16 protein-coding genes are annotated in these 14,455 nt (G+C 71.0%); 8 read left to right on the forward strand and 8 right to left on the reverse strand.

Going from position 1 to position 14,455, the window contains the following annotated elements; translation table 11 throughout:
* Positions 1 to 97 precede the first annotated feature (97 nt).
* Both ACSQ14_RS04325 and ACSQ14_RS04330 read right to left on the reverse strand, forming a co-directional pair.
* Entirely contained in the window at positions 98 to 583 is a 486-nt protein-coding gene (locus ACSQ14_RS04325) for a recombinase family protein (protein WP_436010083.1), read from the reverse strand.
* A 150-nt stretch (positions 584 to 733) separates the two neighbouring features.
* Positions 734 to 1,264, reverse strand: a complete 531-nt coding sequence (locus tag ACSQ14_RS04330) for an N-acetyltransferase family protein (RefSeq protein ID WP_436010085.1) — start codon at positions 1,262 to 1,264, stop codon at positions 734 to 736.
* Between the two features lie 43 nt (positions 1,265 to 1,307).
* On the opposite strand from ACSQ14_RS04330, the gene ACSQ14_RS04335 reads away from it, so the two are divergent.
* From ACSQ14_RS04335 to dxs, 5 genes are all read left to right on the forward strand, one after another.
* Entirely contained in the window at positions 1,308 to 2,234 is a 927-nt protein-coding gene (locus ACSQ14_RS04335; protein WP_436010087.1) for a histone deacetylase family protein, read from the forward strand.
* A gap of 44 nt (positions 2,235 to 2,278) precedes the next feature.
* A complete protein-coding gene (locus ACSQ14_RS04340; protein WP_436010089.1) occupies positions 2,279 to 2,902 on the forward strand; it encodes a histidine phosphatase family protein in 624 nt (207 codons plus the stop codon).
* A 229-nt stretch (positions 2,903 to 3,131) separates the two neighbouring features.
* On the forward strand, positions 3,132 to 3,374 hold the full coding sequence (locus ACSQ14_RS04345) for an exodeoxyribonuclease VII small subunit (protein ID WP_436010091.1): 243 nt from the start codon (positions 3,132 to 3,134) through the stop codon (positions 3,372 to 3,374).
* Positions 3,374 to 4,258 carry a polyprenyl synthetase family protein gene (locus ACSQ14_RS04350; RefSeq protein ID WP_436010093.1) on the forward strand — a complete coding sequence of 295 codons (885 nt, stop codon included), beginning with the start codon at positions 3,374 to 3,376 and terminating at the stop codon, positions 4,256 to 4,258. The genes ACSQ14_RS04345 and ACSQ14_RS04350 overlap by 1 nt, the downstream gene beginning before the upstream one ends.
* 32 nt (positions 4,259 to 4,290) lie before the next feature.
* On the forward strand, positions 4,291 to 6,210 hold the full coding sequence (dxs, locus tag ACSQ14_RS04355) for a 1-deoxy-D-xylulose-5-phosphate synthase (RefSeq protein WP_436010095.1): 1,920 nt from the start codon (positions 4,291 to 4,293) through the stop codon (positions 6,208 to 6,210).
* Between the two features lie 53 nt (positions 6,211 to 6,263).
* Here dxs and ACSQ14_RS04360 read toward each other — a convergent pair whose 3' ends face one another.
* The 5 genes from ACSQ14_RS04360 to ACSQ14_RS04380 all read right to left on the reverse strand — a co-directional run bounded on the left by ACSQ14_RS04360 (position 6,264) and on the right by ACSQ14_RS04380 (position 11,304).
* Positions 6,264 to 7,757: an autotransporter domain-containing protein gene (locus ACSQ14_RS04360; protein ID WP_436010097.1), complete on the reverse strand. Its 1,494-nt coding sequence runs from the start codon at positions 7,755 to 7,757 to the stop codon at positions 6,264 to 6,266.
* A gap of 386 nt (positions 7,758 to 8,143) precedes the next feature.
* A complete protein-coding gene (locus ACSQ14_RS04365) occupies positions 8,144 to 8,815 on the reverse strand; it encodes a TorF family putative porin (RefSeq protein WP_436010099.1) in 672 nt (223 codons plus the stop codon).
* A gap of 37 nt (positions 8,816 to 8,852) precedes the next feature.
* On the reverse strand, positions 8,853 to 10,094 hold the full coding sequence (locus ACSQ14_RS04370; protein WP_436010101.1) for a S8 family peptidase: 1,242 nt from the start codon (positions 10,092 to 10,094) through the stop codon (positions 8,853 to 8,855).
* Complete coding sequence (locus ACSQ14_RS04375) at positions 10,091 to 10,738, reverse strand: zf-HC2 domain-containing protein (RefSeq protein ID WP_436010103.1); 648 nt, start codon at positions 10,736 to 10,738, stop codon at positions 10,091 to 10,093. The genes ACSQ14_RS04370 and ACSQ14_RS04375 overlap by 4 nt, the downstream gene beginning before the upstream one ends.
* A gap of 8 nt (positions 10,739 to 10,746) precedes the next feature.
* Positions 10,747 to 11,304, reverse strand: coding sequence for an RNA polymerase sigma factor (locus ACSQ14_RS04380; RefSeq protein ID WP_436010105.1), 558 nt, complete (start codon positions 11,302 to 11,304; stop codon positions 10,747 to 10,749).
* Positions 11,305 to 11,612: 308 nt separating this feature from the next.
* On the opposite strand from ACSQ14_RS04380, the gene ACSQ14_RS04385 reads away from it, so the two are divergent.
* From ACSQ14_RS04385 to ACSQ14_RS04395, 3 genes are all read left to right on the forward strand, one after another.
* Complete coding sequence (locus ACSQ14_RS04385) at positions 11,613 to 12,665, forward strand: calcium-binding protein (protein WP_436010107.1); 1,053 nt, start codon at positions 11,613 to 11,615, stop codon at positions 12,663 to 12,665.
* Between the two features lie 88 nt (positions 12,666 to 12,753).
* The gene (locus tag ACSQ14_RS04390) at positions 12,754 to 13,104 is read left to right on the forward strand and encodes a DUF6152 family protein (protein ID WP_436010109.1); all 351 of its coding nucleotides are present in this window, start codon (positions 12,754 to 12,756) and stop codon (positions 13,102 to 13,104) included.
* A gap of 3 nt (positions 13,105 to 13,107) precedes the next feature.
* Complete coding sequence (locus tag ACSQ14_RS04395) at positions 13,108 to 13,587, forward strand: hypothetical protein (RefSeq protein WP_436010111.1); 480 nt, start codon at positions 13,108 to 13,110, stop codon at positions 13,585 to 13,587.
* A gap of 124 nt (positions 13,588 to 13,711) precedes the next feature.
* On the opposite strand, the gene flgH is transcribed toward ACSQ14_RS04395, so the two are convergent.
* Positions 13,712 to 14,449: a flagellar basal body L-ring protein FlgH gene (gene flgH, locus ACSQ14_RS04400; protein WP_436010113.1), complete on the reverse strand. Its 738-nt coding sequence runs from the start codon at positions 14,447 to 14,449 to the stop codon at positions 13,712 to 13,714.
* Positions 14,450 to 14,455 lie beyond the last annotated feature (6 nt).

Raw genomic sequence — 14,455 nt, forward strand, 5'->3', positions numbered from 1 at the left:
GGGGGATCAATTGTTCGGCGCAGTTGCTGCCGGATATCGGCAATGTGACAAACCATGACAGCCGCCGGCGCGGGCGGATGTCGGGGGGCGCGATCAGCTAGGCCTCGACGGCCTTCAGCTTGCGCCAGACGGTCATGCGCGAGACGCCCAGCCGGCGGGCGATCTCCACCGGTCCGACGCCGGCGCGTTGCAGCTCGAGGATCTCGTCGGCGGCGGGGCGGCGGCGGCGCAGGGCCGGCTGCGGCTCGACCGAAGCCACCGCCTCGAGCGCCGCGCGCAGGGCGCGGCCGCCGGAGCCTTCGCTGGTCAGTTCGGGATCGGCGATGACCAAGACCGCGCCGCGCTGTTGCAGCCGGTCGAGCACGTCGAGGATGGCGCGTGCGGAATCGCCGAGGTTGTTCAGGCGGGTGACCACCAGCTGATCGCCGGAGCCGACGAAATCCAGGATCGACATCAGGACCGCGGCCTCGTCTTCGCCCGGAGATTCCTCGGCGCGAACCACATGGCATCCGAGCGCTTTCAGCGCGGTCGTTTCGACCGCTGAAGCCTCATCCCGCAACCGAACGTAGCCGATCCTGAGCATCTTAGTCCCAAGCGCCTCCGTGAGCGGGCCGATATAGCAGCACAATGCGGTCGGCGCGCGGGGGCGGACATATCCAAAGAGTTAATTCGGTGCAATATTTCTTCGGTAAACACGCTTCACTTAGGCAAAAGAATGTCTTCTGCAGCGCCGCTAACGCCGCCCGTTAGAAAAACTCTCCGCAGTCCGCCTCAAGATGAATTCCCGGTCGATCGTCTTGCCGACCGTAAATCCGTACTCGCCGACCTTCTCGAAGCCGCGCCGGGCGTAGAACCGTTGCGCGCCGTGGTTCTCCGACCAGACGCCGATCCAGACGGCGCGCGGCCCGGCCGCCTGCAGCCAGGCCAGCGCTGCGTCGAACAGCCGTCCGCCCCAGCCGCCGCTCTGCGCCCGCTGGAGCAGGTAGAGCCGCTTGATCTCGCCGTCGCTGGCCGCCGCGTCCGGATGCGGCAGGTCGCAGGGGCCGGCCAGGACGTAGCCGATCGCCTCGCCCGCCGCCTCGAGCAGCCAGATCGCCTTGCCGGGGTCTGACAGATCGGCCCGGGCGCGGGAGACGCCGTGCGCTGCGGTCAGGAAGCCTGCGAGGTCCTCGGGCGCATAGAGGTGGCCGAAGGTCTCGCTGAACGTCGCCGCGCCCAGCGCGGCCACGGTCTCGGCGTCGTCGGGACCGGCGCGGCGTAGCATCGGTCCTTGCAATGGGCGGGGTTCGGACTGAGATAGTGAAGTCATGGATGTGGCGCTCTACACCCACGCCGACATGCTCGACCACCGTCCCGGCGCCACCCACCCGGAGCGGCCGGAGCGGCTCACCGCCGTGATCGACGCATTGGACGAGGCGAGCGACCTCTGTCTGGACTATTTCGACGCCCCGCTGGCCGAGACTCCCGACCTGGAGCTGGTGCACCCGCGCGCCTACGTCGAGCGGGTGCTGAACCTGTCGCCGGGACGCCAGGTGCTGCAGCTCGATCCCGACACCTTTCTGTCGGCCGGCAGCGTGCAGGCCGCGCGCCGCGCCGCCGGCGCGGTGGTGGCGGCGGTGCGGGCGACCGCTCACGGCGAGATCGAGCGCTCGTTCTGCGCCGTGCGGCCGCCGGGCCATCACGCCGGGCCCGACACGCCGATGGGCTTCTGCATTTTCTCGAACGTCGCGGTCGGGGCCCGCGCGGCCCGGGCCGCCGGCTTCCAGAAGGTCGCGGTGATCGACTTCGACATCCACCATGGCAACGGCACCGAGGCGGCCTTCCGCGGCCACCCGGAGCTGATGTTCGCCTCCATCCAGCAGTTCCCGATGTGGCCGGGCAGCGGCCAGCCGTGCGAGGACGACCCGCCGAACATCGTCAATGCGACGGTGGCCCCCGGCGCGTCGGCCGAGCAGTGGCGCGCGACCTTCGCCAGCCTGCTGCCGAAGGTCGACGCCTTCGCCCCGGACCTGATTCTCGTCTCCGCCGGCTTCGACGCCCACCGCGCCGACCCGATCGGCCAGGCCGGGCAAAGTCTGGAGGCGGAAGATTTCGCCTGGGCGACCCGGGCGATCCTCGAGGTCGCACGGGGTCACGCCAAGGGCCGGGTTGTGTCCTCGCTCGAGGGCGGTTACGACCTTGAGGCTCTGGGCCTGTCGTCGCTTGCGCACGTCAGGGCCCTGGCAGAGGGGTAGGGAACGCGGCCCGGACGCTTCGGCGTCGCGGCCGTCCTGATGGAATGGCCAGCGCTTTGACCGCCGAGGTTCCCGCCGCGTCGACCAACACCCGCACGGGCGCGATCGTGCTGGCGCGTCATGGCGAGCCGGCGCTGTCGCGCAAGGTGAAGCTGAGCGCCCGCGAGTACCGCGAGTTCTGGGCCAAGTACGAGGTCCTCGGCCTGCTGCCCGGCCAGAGCCCGCCGGCGGTGCTGATGGGCTTCGTCGAACGCTGCGGCGCGTTGATCTCCTCGACCCGCCAGCGGGCTGTCGAAAGCGCCGAGAAGCTGGCCCAGGGGCGGGAGTTCGTCCGCGAGGCGATACTGATCGAGGCGCCGCTGCCGCCGCCCAACTGGCCGTCGTGGATCCGGCTGTCGCCATCGACCTGGGGATTCATCGCCCGCGTCTGGTGGTGGTACTTCAACCATCACGAAGGCCAGGAGACCCGCCGCCAGGCCGAGGCCCGCGCCGATCAGGCCGCCGACATGCTCGAGCGCATGGCCGCCCAGGGCGAGGACGTCGTCGTGCTGGCCCATGGCTTCTTCAACTTCATGATCGGCCGCGCGCTAAAACGCCGCGGCTGGAAGCTGGCCCACAGCGAGGGCTGGAAATACTGGTCGATGCGCCGCTTCGAGCGCGCGCGGTAGGCGCTCTCTCTTCCTCCTCGCCCGGCTCCTCCGGGCGACCGATCTGCAAGTTGTTCCGCATAGCTGAGGTCGGCGCCTTGGGCTGGATGGCCCGGACAGGCCGGGCGGTGACGGAAAAGGGGACGCCGTCGGCGGCTTCCGCGCGTCGGCGAGGCATCCGGCGCGTTCGGCGAACGTGCGCAACGTAAAGCCGGTGGACCGTGGCAGAAGCGGGCTCTAGGTTCGGCCAATGTCCGAAGCTCCCGACATCCAGACCCTTTCCTTCGAGCAGGCCCTCGCCGAGCTGGAGCAGATCGTGGCGCGGCTCGAATCGGGCCAGGCGCCGCTGGAGGATTCGATCCGGCTCTACGAGCGCGGGGCCGCCCTGAAGACGCACTGCGAGACGCGGCTCGAGGCCGCCCGCCTGCGGGTCGAGAAGATCGTCCAGGGCGCCGGCGGCGCGCCCGCGGTCGAGCCGGCCGAGTTCAACTGATGCAAAGCCTGCACGCCCAGCGCGCGGCCGAGGCGGCCGATCTTGTGACGGTGGCGCTGGACGAGCTGCTGCCGCGTGCGGAGGGGCCGGAATCCCGGCTCACCGAGGCCATGCGCTATGCGGCGCTGGGCCCGGGCAAGCGGCTGCGGCCGTTCTTCGCCCTCGAGACCGGGCGGATGTTCGACCTCGACGACCGGCCGGTGCTGCGCGCGGCCTGCGCGCTGGAGTGCATCCACGCCTACAGCCTGATCCACGACGACCTGCCGAGCATGGACGACGACGACATGCGCCGCGGCCGGCCGACGGTGCACAAGGCCTATGACGAGGCGACCGCCGTGCTCGCCGGTGACGCCCTGCAGACCGCCGCGTTCGAGATCCTGGCGCACCCGGACACGCACAAGGACGGCTCCGTCCGTGCGGAGATGATTCTCAAGCTGGCCCAGGCCAGCGGCGCCCGCGGGATGTGCGGCGGCCAGATGATCGACCTGATCGGCGTGCGCGACGATCTCGGCGCGGTGGCCCGCATGCAGCGGCTGAAGACCGGCGCGCTGATCGCCGCGGCCTTCGAGCTGCCGCTGATCATCGCCCGGCCGACCGATAGCCAGCGCCACGCGCTGCTCGCTTTCGCCCAGGACCTTGGGTTGGCCTACCAGATCGTCGACGACCTGCTCGACGCCGAGGGAGACGAGGCGTTGCTCGGCAAGAAGGCCGGCAAGGATGCGGACAAGGGCAAGACCAACTACGTTACCCTGCTGGGCGCCGATGCGGCGCGCGAGCGGCTGGAGCTGCTCGTCGAGCAGACCAAGTCGCACCTGGAGCCGTTCGGTCCGGCGGCCGAATTCCTGCGGGATAGCGTCGATTTCGTGCTAGAGCGCCGAAGCTAGTCCACCGTCCCGCACCAGCGGCAGTTGAATTCATGGCGCCCATCACTCCCCTGCTCGACAAGGTCTCCTCGCCCGCGGACATCCGCGGCCTCTCGATCGCCGAGTTGAGGCAACTGGCCGACGAACTGCGCGCCGAGACCATCGACGCTGTCTCGCAGACCGGCGGCCATCTGGGCTCCGGGCTGGCGGTCGTCGAGCTGACCACCGCCCTGCACCACGTCTATGAGACGCCCAAGGACGTCCTGATCTGGGACGTCGGCCACCAGGCCTATCCGCACAAGATCCTCACCGGCCGCCGCGACCGGATCCGCACCCTGCGCCAGGGCGGCGGGCTGTCCGGCTTCACCAAGCGGGCGGAGAGCGAGTACGACCCGTTCGGTGCGGCGCACGCCGCGACCTCGATCTCGGCGGCGCTGGGCTTCTGCGCCGCGCGCGACCGCGACGGCCGCGACAACAAGGTGGTGGCGGTGATCGGCGACGGCTCGATGAGCGCCGGCATGGCTTACGAGGCGATGAACAACGCCTGCGAGACCACCCAGCAGCTGACCGTCATCCTCAACGACAACGACATGTCGATCGCCCCGCCGGTCGGCGGGATGAGCGCCTACATGGCCCGGCTCGTCTCCGGCGGCGGCTATCAGTCGCTGCGCAACCTCGGCAAGTCGGTGGCCCGCGCCCTGCCGCGCCCCCTGCAGGAGGCGGCCCGCAAGGCCGAGGAGTACGCCCGCGGCATGGTGACCGGCGGGACCTTCTTCGAGGAGCTGGGCTTCTACTACGTCGGCCCGATCGACGGCCACGACATGGACGCCCTGGTCCATGTGCTGCAGAACGCCCGCAACATCGCCGACAAGCCGGTGCTGGTCCACGTCGTGACCCAGAAGGGCAAGGGCTACGCCCCGGCCGAGAACGCGGCGGACAAGTACCACGGCGTGGTCAAGTTCGACGTGGTCACCGGCCAGCAGGCCAAGCCGGCGCAGAGCCATGCGCCGAGCTACACCAAGGTGTTCGCCACCGAACTGGTCAAACAGGCTGAGCGCGACCCGAAGATCGTCGCCATCACCGCGGCCATGCCGTCGGGCACCGGCCTCGACCTGTTCGGCCAGAAGTTTCCGGAGCGCTGCTACGACGTCGGCATCGCCGAGCAGCACGCGGTGACCTTCGCCGCCGGCCTCGCGGCCGACGGGATGAAGCCGTTCGCGGCGATCTATTCGACCTTCCTGCAGCGCGGCTACGACCAGGTGGTCCACGACGTGGCGATCCAGCGCCTGCCGGTGCGCTTCGCCATGGACCGCGCCGGCCTGGTCGGCGCCGACGGCCCGACCCACGCCGGCAGCTTCGACATCGGCTTCATGGGCGCGCTGCCCGGGATGGTGCTGATGGGTCCGGCCGACGAGGCCGAGTTGGCTCGCGCGGTCGCCACCGCCGCGGCCATCGACGACGCGCCCAGCGCCTTCCGCTATCCGCGCGGCGAGGGCGTCGGCGTGCCAATCCCCGAGTTCGCCGAGCCGTTCGAGATCGGCAAGGGCCGCATCGTCCGCGAGGGCACGGCGGTCGCCATCCTGTCGTTCGGCACGCGCCTGGCGGAATCGCTGCGCGCAGCCGACCTGCTGGCCGCCCGCGGCCTGTCGACCACCGTCGCCGACGCGCGCTTCGCCAAGCCGCTCGACATCGACCTCATCCTCCGCCTCGCGCGCGAGCATGAGGCGCTGATCACGGTGGAGGAGGGCGCAATGGGCGGCTTCGGCAGCTTCGTGCTGCAGGCGCTGGCCGAGCACGGCGCGTTGGACCGCGGGCTGAAGGTCCGTGTGCTGACGCTGCCGGACATCTTCCAGGACCACGACAAGCCCGACGCCATGTACGTCGAAGCCGGTCTCGACGCCGACGGCATCGTCCGCGCGGCGCTCAGCGCCCTGGGCGCCGACAACCTCGCGATCAACGGCCGGCGCGCCTAGAACTGGCCTCCGCCGCCCGCCGCCGAATGGCGGCGGCGGCGTCGGCTCGCTCCCTACATCGCGTAGCTGAAGCGCAGCTCGATCCCGTGCACGCTATCGTCACCGAGCAGGCCGCGGTAGGCCGCCTCGGCGGTCCAGCCTTGGCCGAAGGTCCCGCCGATCGAGGCGTCGATGTGGGCGGCGTCGCGACCCGCGCCGGGTATCCGCTGTACGAAGCCCACGGGTGAGCCGATGAGGGCCAGGGGCAAGGCGTCCTTCCCGTCGTCCAGTTGGCGCCGCCAGCCGGCCTGGAGCCTCGCCGTCCAGGCGTCCTCCGCGCCGAAGCGGGCGGCGAGGGCCGCACCAAGCTCCATGGCGACGGTGTTGAACTTCTGCTTGGGAACGATGAGACCGACCGCGCCGGCGCCGGTCTCCTGATAGCTGTCGACGCGGGTTCCTTGGGCGTCGATCTGGCCGTACGGCGAGACCGTCATGTTGGTCGCCACCGTCAGGGGCGTTGAGACCCTGCCGGCGACGGCCCAGGTCTTGGCGTCCGGGGACGAGGTGGCGGTCCGCGCCAGGCTGGGCAGGTTCCGGTCGGTGTCGACTTCGCTCCAGCCGTAGCCGGCGACGGCGGTCGCCTGCACGCTGCTGACGCCGCCGGTGACGAAGCCCTGGAGCCCCAGCGTCTTGGCCCTAGTCTTGCCGAGCCCGTCATTGAACTTGTTCTTGCCCTCGGCGTAGCCGAGCGCGGCGCCGACCGCCATGCCAGGCGCCCAGGCGTACTGCACGCCACCCAGGATCGACTGCCGGTCGATGTCCGAGCCGATCTGCCCGTCACGGCTGTTGCGCCGCCCCCAGTCGGCGCCGACCGAACCGAAGGCGCCGAAGCCTTCGGCTTCCGGCGGGCCGGCGTCGACATGCTGGAGGATCGTCTCCTGGAAGCTGTGCATGATGTCGGCAGGTTCCCGGGCCTGAGCGTAGAGCGTCTGGCCGCTGAGGTCCTGCAGCACCGCCGCCTGGCCGGCGGCCGACTGCACGGCAGTGCTGAACAGCACCTGGTCGAGGTCGGAGTTGAAGCCCGCCGACACGTCCAGCGCCCCGCCGACCGCTTGCTGGGAGCCGGTCGCCGCGGAATTGGCGAACACAACCCGGCCGAACTGGTCGCGGATCACCCCGCCCGGAAACGTGGCGGTGTGGATGTTCATGTAGAGGTTCCCGGCCTTCAGATTGGCCACGTCGGCGGTCGGGATCGCCCACGGAATCGGACCGATCGGGCTCGCCGGGTTCGGGAAAGGCAGGATGATCGGGCCGTTGACGCCCGCCGCGCCGCGGTGGACGTGTCCGCCGGTGAGCTGGTTCGCCGGGATGTTGTGCGTGGCCGTCACCGAGGCCGAGGTCTCGGCGTTGTTGAGCACGAGGAAGCCGTTTCCGCTGAACGGAGCGTTGTTAGGCGGGACCTCGCGCGCCGGGGTCATCCTGGCGATCCACAGGGTGCCGGCGTGGGCGGCGCCGGCGCTTGAGACGGCGAGCGCGATCGCGCCCAGCCCAACAGCAGTGACCTTCATGATCGACCTCCCTCAACACGTTGTCGGCTGAGAAGCGTGAGCGCCGTCGCGGGGCTTGTTACTTGCTCCGCTCACTGACCTCCGCGGGCAGCGGCGCAGGGTGTGGCTCGGCTCGAAGGCGGTGCAAACGCCGTCTCGGCGATCAACCCCTTGATGATATTTGTAATTGTTAAGGTCGCCGCGGATTTGGCCACCGCGGTTGCAGGGCGCGTTCGGCGCGCGGTTCAGGGTTGCACCGGCGGCCAGACGGCGCTGCGCCGATCTGCTCGTCGAGGTGTCACGCGGCGTTCGCGTCATCGGACGGCGCCCACAGCCTTGGATTCTGAGATGAGTTCCGGATCGGGCGCGCCAGGTTCAATCGCCGGCGGCGGCGGCGCCGGTCGCGGTCAGAAGAACCAGCTGGCGGAGACCGTCAAGCCGTCGTGGTCAGGTCCGCGCGACGCGCCGGGCCCCGTTTCGGTGACCTGGACGACGATTTCGACCGGGCCGATCCGCCGCGCCGCGCCCGCGCTCAGGTCGTAGCGCTCGCTGCGGCCGCCGGGGGTCGATCGCCCGGCGACCTTGCTGAGCAGGCCGGCGTGGCCGAAGACCCGCCAGCCGGGCGCGGGCCGGAAGGCCGCCCCCAGGTCGAGGTAGAGGGTCTCCTGACCGAGTTCGAAGTAGTCCGGGGCGTAGGCGACCCGGAAACTGACGTGGTCGCCGACGACGCCTGCGTAGACCTCGTTGTTGGTCGCCGAGCGGTACGGGAACTCGTGGTACTTCACCTTAAGCGTCGAGACGCCGACGTCCCAGGCCGGCCCCCGGGCGCTCCGTCTGGCGTAGCCCGCATGGGCCAGGTGGCCCATCGGGCGCCACCCCTCCTCCGCTGTGTCTACCGTCGCCAGCGAACCGCCGGCGTAGAGGCCCGTGCGATGGTCGTAGGACAGGTTGAGCGCGGCGGCGGGGCGCTCCTGGCTCAGGGAATAGCCGCGATAGCGGTAGTCCGAGTGGATGGAGACGCTCGCGCCCAGCTGCGCCGCCGCCGGCGTCGCCAGCGTCAGGCCGAGGACGGCCAGCACGCCGACGATCGATCGACGCCGGATCGGGCGAGGGCGCTCAACGCGCCGCGGTGCGCGCCGCGCCGCCGGCGCAACACGAGCGGCAGGCGGGATCGGTCTGCAGCAGGGTGGCGCAGGCGTCGATGGTCCGGCCTGCGCGGACGACCAGGACGCGCGCGCCGGGGCGGGCGGATCGCTGGCGCGCCAGGGCCAGGAGCCCGCTGATGTGCGCGGCGGAATAGGAGTTGCCGCTGACCAGGGCCCAGCGTCCGCCCGGCTGCGTGGTCGGCACGTCACGCCCTGGTGCGACATATGCTCCACTCGCCCGGGCCCCTGCCTGCGTCTGAGCGGCGGCGATGACGCCCGGATGAGAGGCCGGGAAGCCGCCGCGCGCCAGCGCGTCATTGGATGCGCCGACCACGGTTATGCCACGTGAAAGCGCGACGTCGAGCAACCTCCCGAGCAGAATGTCCGGCGGCCCGGTCCAGCTGAGATTGACCACCTGGGCCTTATTGGTGATCGCGAACTCCAGCGCCTTGGCGAGACTGAGGCTGTCGCAGACCGCTCCGCTCGGTTGCGCCGGACGCTCCGAGCAGGCGCGCAGGCCCAGCAGCCTGGCGCCGGGGGCGACGCCGACGATGCCGACGCCGTTGTCGGCGCGCGCGGCGATGATGCCGGCCACGGCCGTGCCGTGCCGCTCGGCGGGCGGCGCCCGGCCGGCGACGAAATCCCGCTGCACCCGCACCTGGCCGGTAAGGTCCGGGTGGCCCGCGTCGATGCCGCTGTCGATCACCGCGACGCGGACGTTCTCGCCGGTGGCGATCTCATGAAGCTCGAGCAGACGCCAGGCCTGTGCGGCGGGCTGCGCCGCCAGCAACGGGTCGGGCTGCGCCGCGCCGCCTTGGGCGTGAAACAGCTTCATCGGCTGGGCCCAGGCCACCCGCTTGTCGCGGGCGATGCTGGCCGCGACCTCAGCCTCCGACCGCCCGTCCGGAATGGCCATCACCAGGCAGTCGACGCCCAGCAGCGGAATCGCCCAGTCGGTCTCCAGCTTCAGTCCTTCCGCCCGGGCGAGCTGGGCGCCGATGCGCCGCCTCGCGCTGCGGCCCAGTTCGTCGCCGTAGGCGTCGCTGTAGTCGGAACCGCCACGATAGTGGGCGGGCGGCAGCCGCAGCAGCACCAGCACCTTTCGCGTCGACTCGGCGGCGACGGTCGGCGTCGGCTTCGGCGGCGCGGCGACTGCGGTTCCGAAGGCGGCGAGCGACAGCACGAGCGCCCCTGCCCAGGCGCCGAGCCTCATGGCGCCGGCTCCGCAGCGAGCGGCTCGGCCAGGGTGACCGCGGGGCTCTCCCGCAGGCGTGCGAGCGCGAGCTGCTCCTCGTCGTCCGGGATCTGCAGGACATAGGCGCCGGTCACGGTCGGGCCGTCGACGACCCGGGCGCGGGCGTCGCCCAGCAGCGCGCGGATGGTCCGCTCCGGCGTGTCCGGCTTGAACATCACCAGCAGATCGCCGCCGGGGCTCGGCTGAGGCCGCCCCAGCGTCTGGTAGTCGGACGCCGGCGGCGCGCGGGTCAGCAGGATGGTCAACAGCACGATGAGCGCGAACTGCGCCGCGATGGCCCAGCCTCGCCAGTCGCCGAAGAGCGCCGGGATCGTCCGGCGACCTGCGGCTGCGGCCGGCGCGAGGGTCGGCCGGCGTTCCCGGTCGAGGCGGGATTTCAGCCGCGCCCACCCCGCGTCCGCCGACACCGCCGGGGGCTCGAGCTCCTGGTCGGCGAGCGCGCCTTCGAGCGCGAGATCGGCCTGGCAGGCGGCGCAACCGGCCACGTGCATGGCCACCCGCGCCTGCTCGGCCGCGTCCAGCCGTCCGGTCGCGTACCAGGGCAGATGCAGCTGGGCGTTGCGATGTTCCGGCTCGTCCGGCGGATTGATGCGCTTGTCCATGCCGCGCCTCACAGCTCCAGCCCCAGCGGGCCGGCGAGCCGGCTCTTCAGATGCCGGCGGGCGTGGAACATGCGGGTCTTCACCGTGTCGACCGGGCAGTCCAGAACCTCGGCGATGTCCCGGTAGGGCATGTCGTGGAAATAGCAGAGCGTGACCACGGCCCGCTTGTCCGGGGGCAGCTCGGCGATGGCGCGGGCGAGCAGGTCGCGGGTCTCCCGCTCCTCCAGGAGCTGGTCGGGCCCGGCTTCGTCCGACGGCGTCAGCCAGGCCTGGCCGTCGTCCATGGGCTCGTCCTGCCGGCTCAGCGCTTTCAGCGCCTTGCGGTAGGCGATGGCGAAGATCCAGGTGGACAGCTTGCTGCGGCCGCCGAACGCCTCGGGTCGGCTCCAGACCGCGTACAGGGTGTCGTTCAGAACCTCTTCCACGAGGGCGGGCCTTCGGGTCAGCGTCGTGAGGAAGCGGGCCAGCCGAGGGTGGTAGAGCCTGTAGAGGCTCTCGAACGCGCGCAGGTCGCGTGCTGCGATACGCTCGAACAGAGCCGCCTCCTCCAGCGGATCCGATCGCATCGCCGCTGTGCGCCTTACCTGCCTGGCGTCTCGCTCGGCCAGCATCCGCGCCCCTCTTGCGAAGGATTAGTGTGCGTTACGCGCCGAAAGGTTCATTAGCCGCCTCGCCGAGCGGTCTGGCAATGCCCGCGCGCCCACGCCCGACGGGGCCAAGTTTCTGGGGCGCCGGTGAACCTATTCCCAGGCGGCCGGAACAAACTCCTGGCGATGGCGCCGCGCCGCGCCCTCGGTTCATCGGGCGTCCTTGCTGTGGAGCTCCCATGAGGACCTCCGCCCTTTCTCGACCCTGAGAGAACGGGAGGCCGCACATGGCCCAGTTCAACTTCGATACGATCACCCCTGAACAGGCGCTCGCCTGGCAGCCCGCCGACAGCATGGTGTTCGCCACCGGCTTCGCCCACCTCATGCGGGTCGCGTTCCTCGCCGACCAGGCGGCGATCAGCATCACCGGCGGGCGGACGGTCACCTTCGGACCCGGCATCTTCGGCGAGGGCGACCTGGCCTTCCAGGTCGGCGGATTCGCCTTCATCGGCACGCCCGGCCCGGACGTCCTGGGCGGCGGGCCGGGGGACGACGCCTTCTTCGGCGGCGCCGGCGCGGATCTGTTCAATGGCGAGGCCGCAAACGACCTCCTGCAGGGCAACCAGGGCTTCGACACCCTGTCCGGCGGCCCAGGCAACGACATCGTGTTCGGAGGCCAGGACGAGGACGTGATCAATCTGGGAGTCGGGGCCGACGAGCGTAACTTCACCAACGGCAACCGCGGCAACGACACGATCACCGCCGCCCACGGCGGCGACACCATCCTGGGCGGCCAGGGCGCCGACCAGATCGTCGGCGGCGCCGGCGCGGACCTGATCTTCGGCAACCTGGGCGACGATCTGATCGACGCCGGGCCGGCCCCGGACATCATCCTCGGCGACGACGGCTACGACATCATGCGCGGCGGCACCGAAGGCGACGTCTTCGTCTTCCCGCCGGGATCCTCGGTGATCGACTTCCAACTCTCCGACCGGATCCTCGACTGGGCGCCGGAGGACCGCATCGACCTGTCGGTGGTCGGCGGCTACGCCGAGCTCGAAGCGACGCCGCCCGCGCCGCCGGTCCCGCCGTCACCGGGGCCGTACGGCTACGCGCCGACGATGGACGGTTACGCCGCCGCGCCGGTCGACGACTTCGTCGTGGCGCGCGACATGGCGGCCGCCGCGCTGGCGAACAACCCGGCGCTCAACATCGTGGCCGCCCAGGCCGGCGCCGACGTCCTTGTGCTCGTCGACACCAACGCCGATCACCTCGCCGACATGGGGATCATCCTGTCGAACACGAACCTGGGGGCGATCTCCGACGGCAACTTCATCTGAGCCTGAGGCCGACAGGGCGAGGCTTTCAGCCACCTGCGGCTGCGGCGCGGACGTGATAATCTCCAGGGCTTCAGCAGGAGGCTGCTCGATGAGAACCCTGGCTGTCGCCGTCGTCGCGCTCGGGCTGCTCGCGCCCGCCGCAGGTTTCGCCCACCACGGCTGGAGCTCCTACGACGCCGAGAAGGTGATCAAGGTGACCGCGCCGCTGAGCGACGTCGCCTGGCGCAATCCGCACGGCTCGGCCAAGGTCGACTATCAGAAGCGCACCTGGACGGTGGTGCTGGCGCCGGTCGCCCGGATGGAGGGCCGCGGCCTGACCGAGGCCATGCTGACCTCCGGCAAGCCGGTGACGCTGGAAGGCTACCCCCGCCGCGACGGGACGCCGGAGATGCGCATCGAGCGGGTGACGGTGCAGGGCAAGACCGTCGAGCTGCGCTGACCGATGGAGCTGCTGGCGCTCGCCGCCCGGCTGGAGGACACGCCGCTGGGATTGTGGGCGCGCGGCTCGGCGATCGGCTATCCGCTGGCCAACCTCGGGCACCTGCTGGGGCTGGTGATGCTGGTCGGCGCGATCGGCGTGCTCGACCTGCGGCTGCTGGGGCTGTTCCGCCGCCTGCCGGCCGCGGCGCTGGTGCAGGCGCTGATCCCGGTCGCCGCGGTCGGGCTGGGGCTGATGGTGCTCAGCGGCCTGGTGATGTTCTCGGCCGACGCCGGGGCGCTGGTCCGCTCCGCCCTGTTCCGCTGGAAGCTGGTGCTGATCGCCGCGGCGTTGGCCAACGTCGCGGCCTTCCACCTCGTCTGGCGGCGGCGCCTGGAGAGCTGGAGCGGCGGGGTTCCCGCCGCCGCCCGGCTGTTCGCGGCCGCCTCGCTCGGGCTGTGGCTGGCCGCCGCGACGCTCGGCCGGCTGATCGCCTACGCCTGACCTCGACCGTCATCCCGGACGGCCTGTAGGGCCGATCCGGGACATGGCCCCTGGGTCCCGGCTCTCCGGTCCGCGAACGGACCTCCGGCCGGGATGACGAACAAGTTGGCCTTCGTCCGCCGCTTCAGAACGGCCAGAACTTCTCAGTCAGCGCCTGGCCGCCCGGGGTCTTCTGCACGCGGCTGATGTCGCCGCGGCCGCCGTAGCTGATGCGCGCCTCGGCGATCTGGGTGTGGCGGATGGTGTTGGCCGAGGAGATGTCTTCTGGGCGGACGATGCCGGCCACGGTCAGCTGCCGCAGCTCGGCGTTGGTGCGGACCTCCTGGGTGCCCTGGATCACCAGGTTGCCGTTCGGCAGCACCGCCGAGACCACCGCGGCGATCGTCAGGCTGATCTTCTCCTCGCGGTTCACCGAGCCGGCGCCGGCGTTCTTGGTCTTGCTGCTGGTCTCCCAGGCGTTCTCCGGGTCGAAGCCGCCGGGCAGGATCTTGCCGAGCGTCGACTCCATGCCGAGCAGGTGCGGCACGCCGGCTTCCAGGCTGGAGGTGCGGCTGGAGTTGCTGGAGTTGCTGGTCTTGGCCTTGTCGTCGATGTCGATCATCACCGTCAGGATGTCGCCGACCCGGCCGGCGCGTTGATCGGCGAAGAAGGCCCGCGCTCCGGTGCGCCACAGCGAGTTGGCGCTGGCCGGGCCCGGCGCGTCGCGCTGGGCGAGGATGGTCTGCTCGCGCGGCACCAGCGCGGAGGGGTAGCCCACCGGCGCGAGTTGGGGCCCCTGCACCGCCTCGTTGACGGTCGAGCAGGCGCCGAGCGGGGCCAGGGCGGCGAGGGCGATCAGGGCGGAGCGCAGGGCGGGCGACATGAGCAC

The sequence above is a fragment of the Phenylobacterium sp. LjRoot219 genome, from assembly GCF_964252995.1.
GTDB lineage: Bacteria > Pseudomonadota > Alphaproteobacteria > Caulobacterales > Caulobacteraceae > Phenylobacterium.

Coding starts and splice junctions, on each gene's coding strand:
- ACSQ14_RS04325 (WP_436010083.1), bottom strand. CDS start 583: ATGCTCAGGATCGGCTACGTTCGGTTGCGGGATGAGGCTTCAGCGGTC.
- ACSQ14_RS04330 (WP_436010085.1), bottom strand. CDS start 1,264: ATGCTACGCCGCGCCGGTCCCGACGACGCCGAGACCGTGGCCGCGCTG.
- ACSQ14_RS04335 (WP_436010087.1), top strand. CDS start 1,308: ATGGATGTGGCGCTCTACACCCACGCCGACATGCTCGACCACCGTCCC.
- ACSQ14_RS04340 (WP_436010089.1), top strand. CDS start 2,279: ATGGCCAGCGCTTTGACCGCCGAGGTTCCCGCCGCGTCGACCAACACC.
- ACSQ14_RS04345 (WP_436010091.1), top strand. CDS start 3,132: ATGTCCGAAGCTCCCGACATCCAGACCCTTTCCTTCGAGCAGGCCCTC.
- ACSQ14_RS04350 (WP_436010093.1), top strand. CDS start 3,374: ATGCAAAGCCTGCACGCCCAGCGCGCGGCCGAGGCGGCCGATCTTGTG.
- dxs (WP_436010095.1), top strand. CDS start 4,291: ATGGCGCCCATCACTCCCCTGCTCGACAAGGTCTCCTCGCCCGCGGAC.
- ACSQ14_RS04360 (WP_436010097.1), bottom strand. CDS start 7,757: ATGAAGGTCACTGCTGTTGGGCTGGGCGCGATCGCGCTCGCCGTCTCA.
- ACSQ14_RS04370 (WP_436010101.1), bottom strand. CDS start 10,094: ATGAGGCTCGGCGCCTGGGCAGGGGCGCTCGTGCTGTCGCTCGCCGCC.
- ACSQ14_RS04375 (WP_436010103.1), bottom strand. CDS start 10,738: ATGGACAAGCGCATCAATCCGCCGGACGAGCCGGAACATCGCAACGCC.
- ACSQ14_RS04380 (WP_436010105.1), bottom strand. CDS start 11,304: ATGCGATCGGATCCGCTGGAGGAGGCGGCTCTGTTCGAGCGTATCGCA.
- ACSQ14_RS04385 (WP_436010107.1), top strand. CDS start 11,613: ATGGCCCAGTTCAACTTCGATACGATCACCCCTGAACAGGCGCTCGCC.
- ACSQ14_RS04390 (WP_436010109.1), top strand. CDS start 12,754: ATGAGAACCCTGGCTGTCGCCGTCGTCGCGCTCGGGCTGCTCGCGCCC.
- ACSQ14_RS04395 (WP_436010111.1), top strand. CDS start 13,108: ATGGAGCTGCTGGCGCTCGCCGCCCGGCTGGAGGACACGCCGCTGGGA.
- flgH (WP_436010113.1), bottom strand. CDS start 14,449: ATGTCGCCCGCCCTGCGCTCCGCCCTGATCGCCCTCGCCGCCCTGGCC.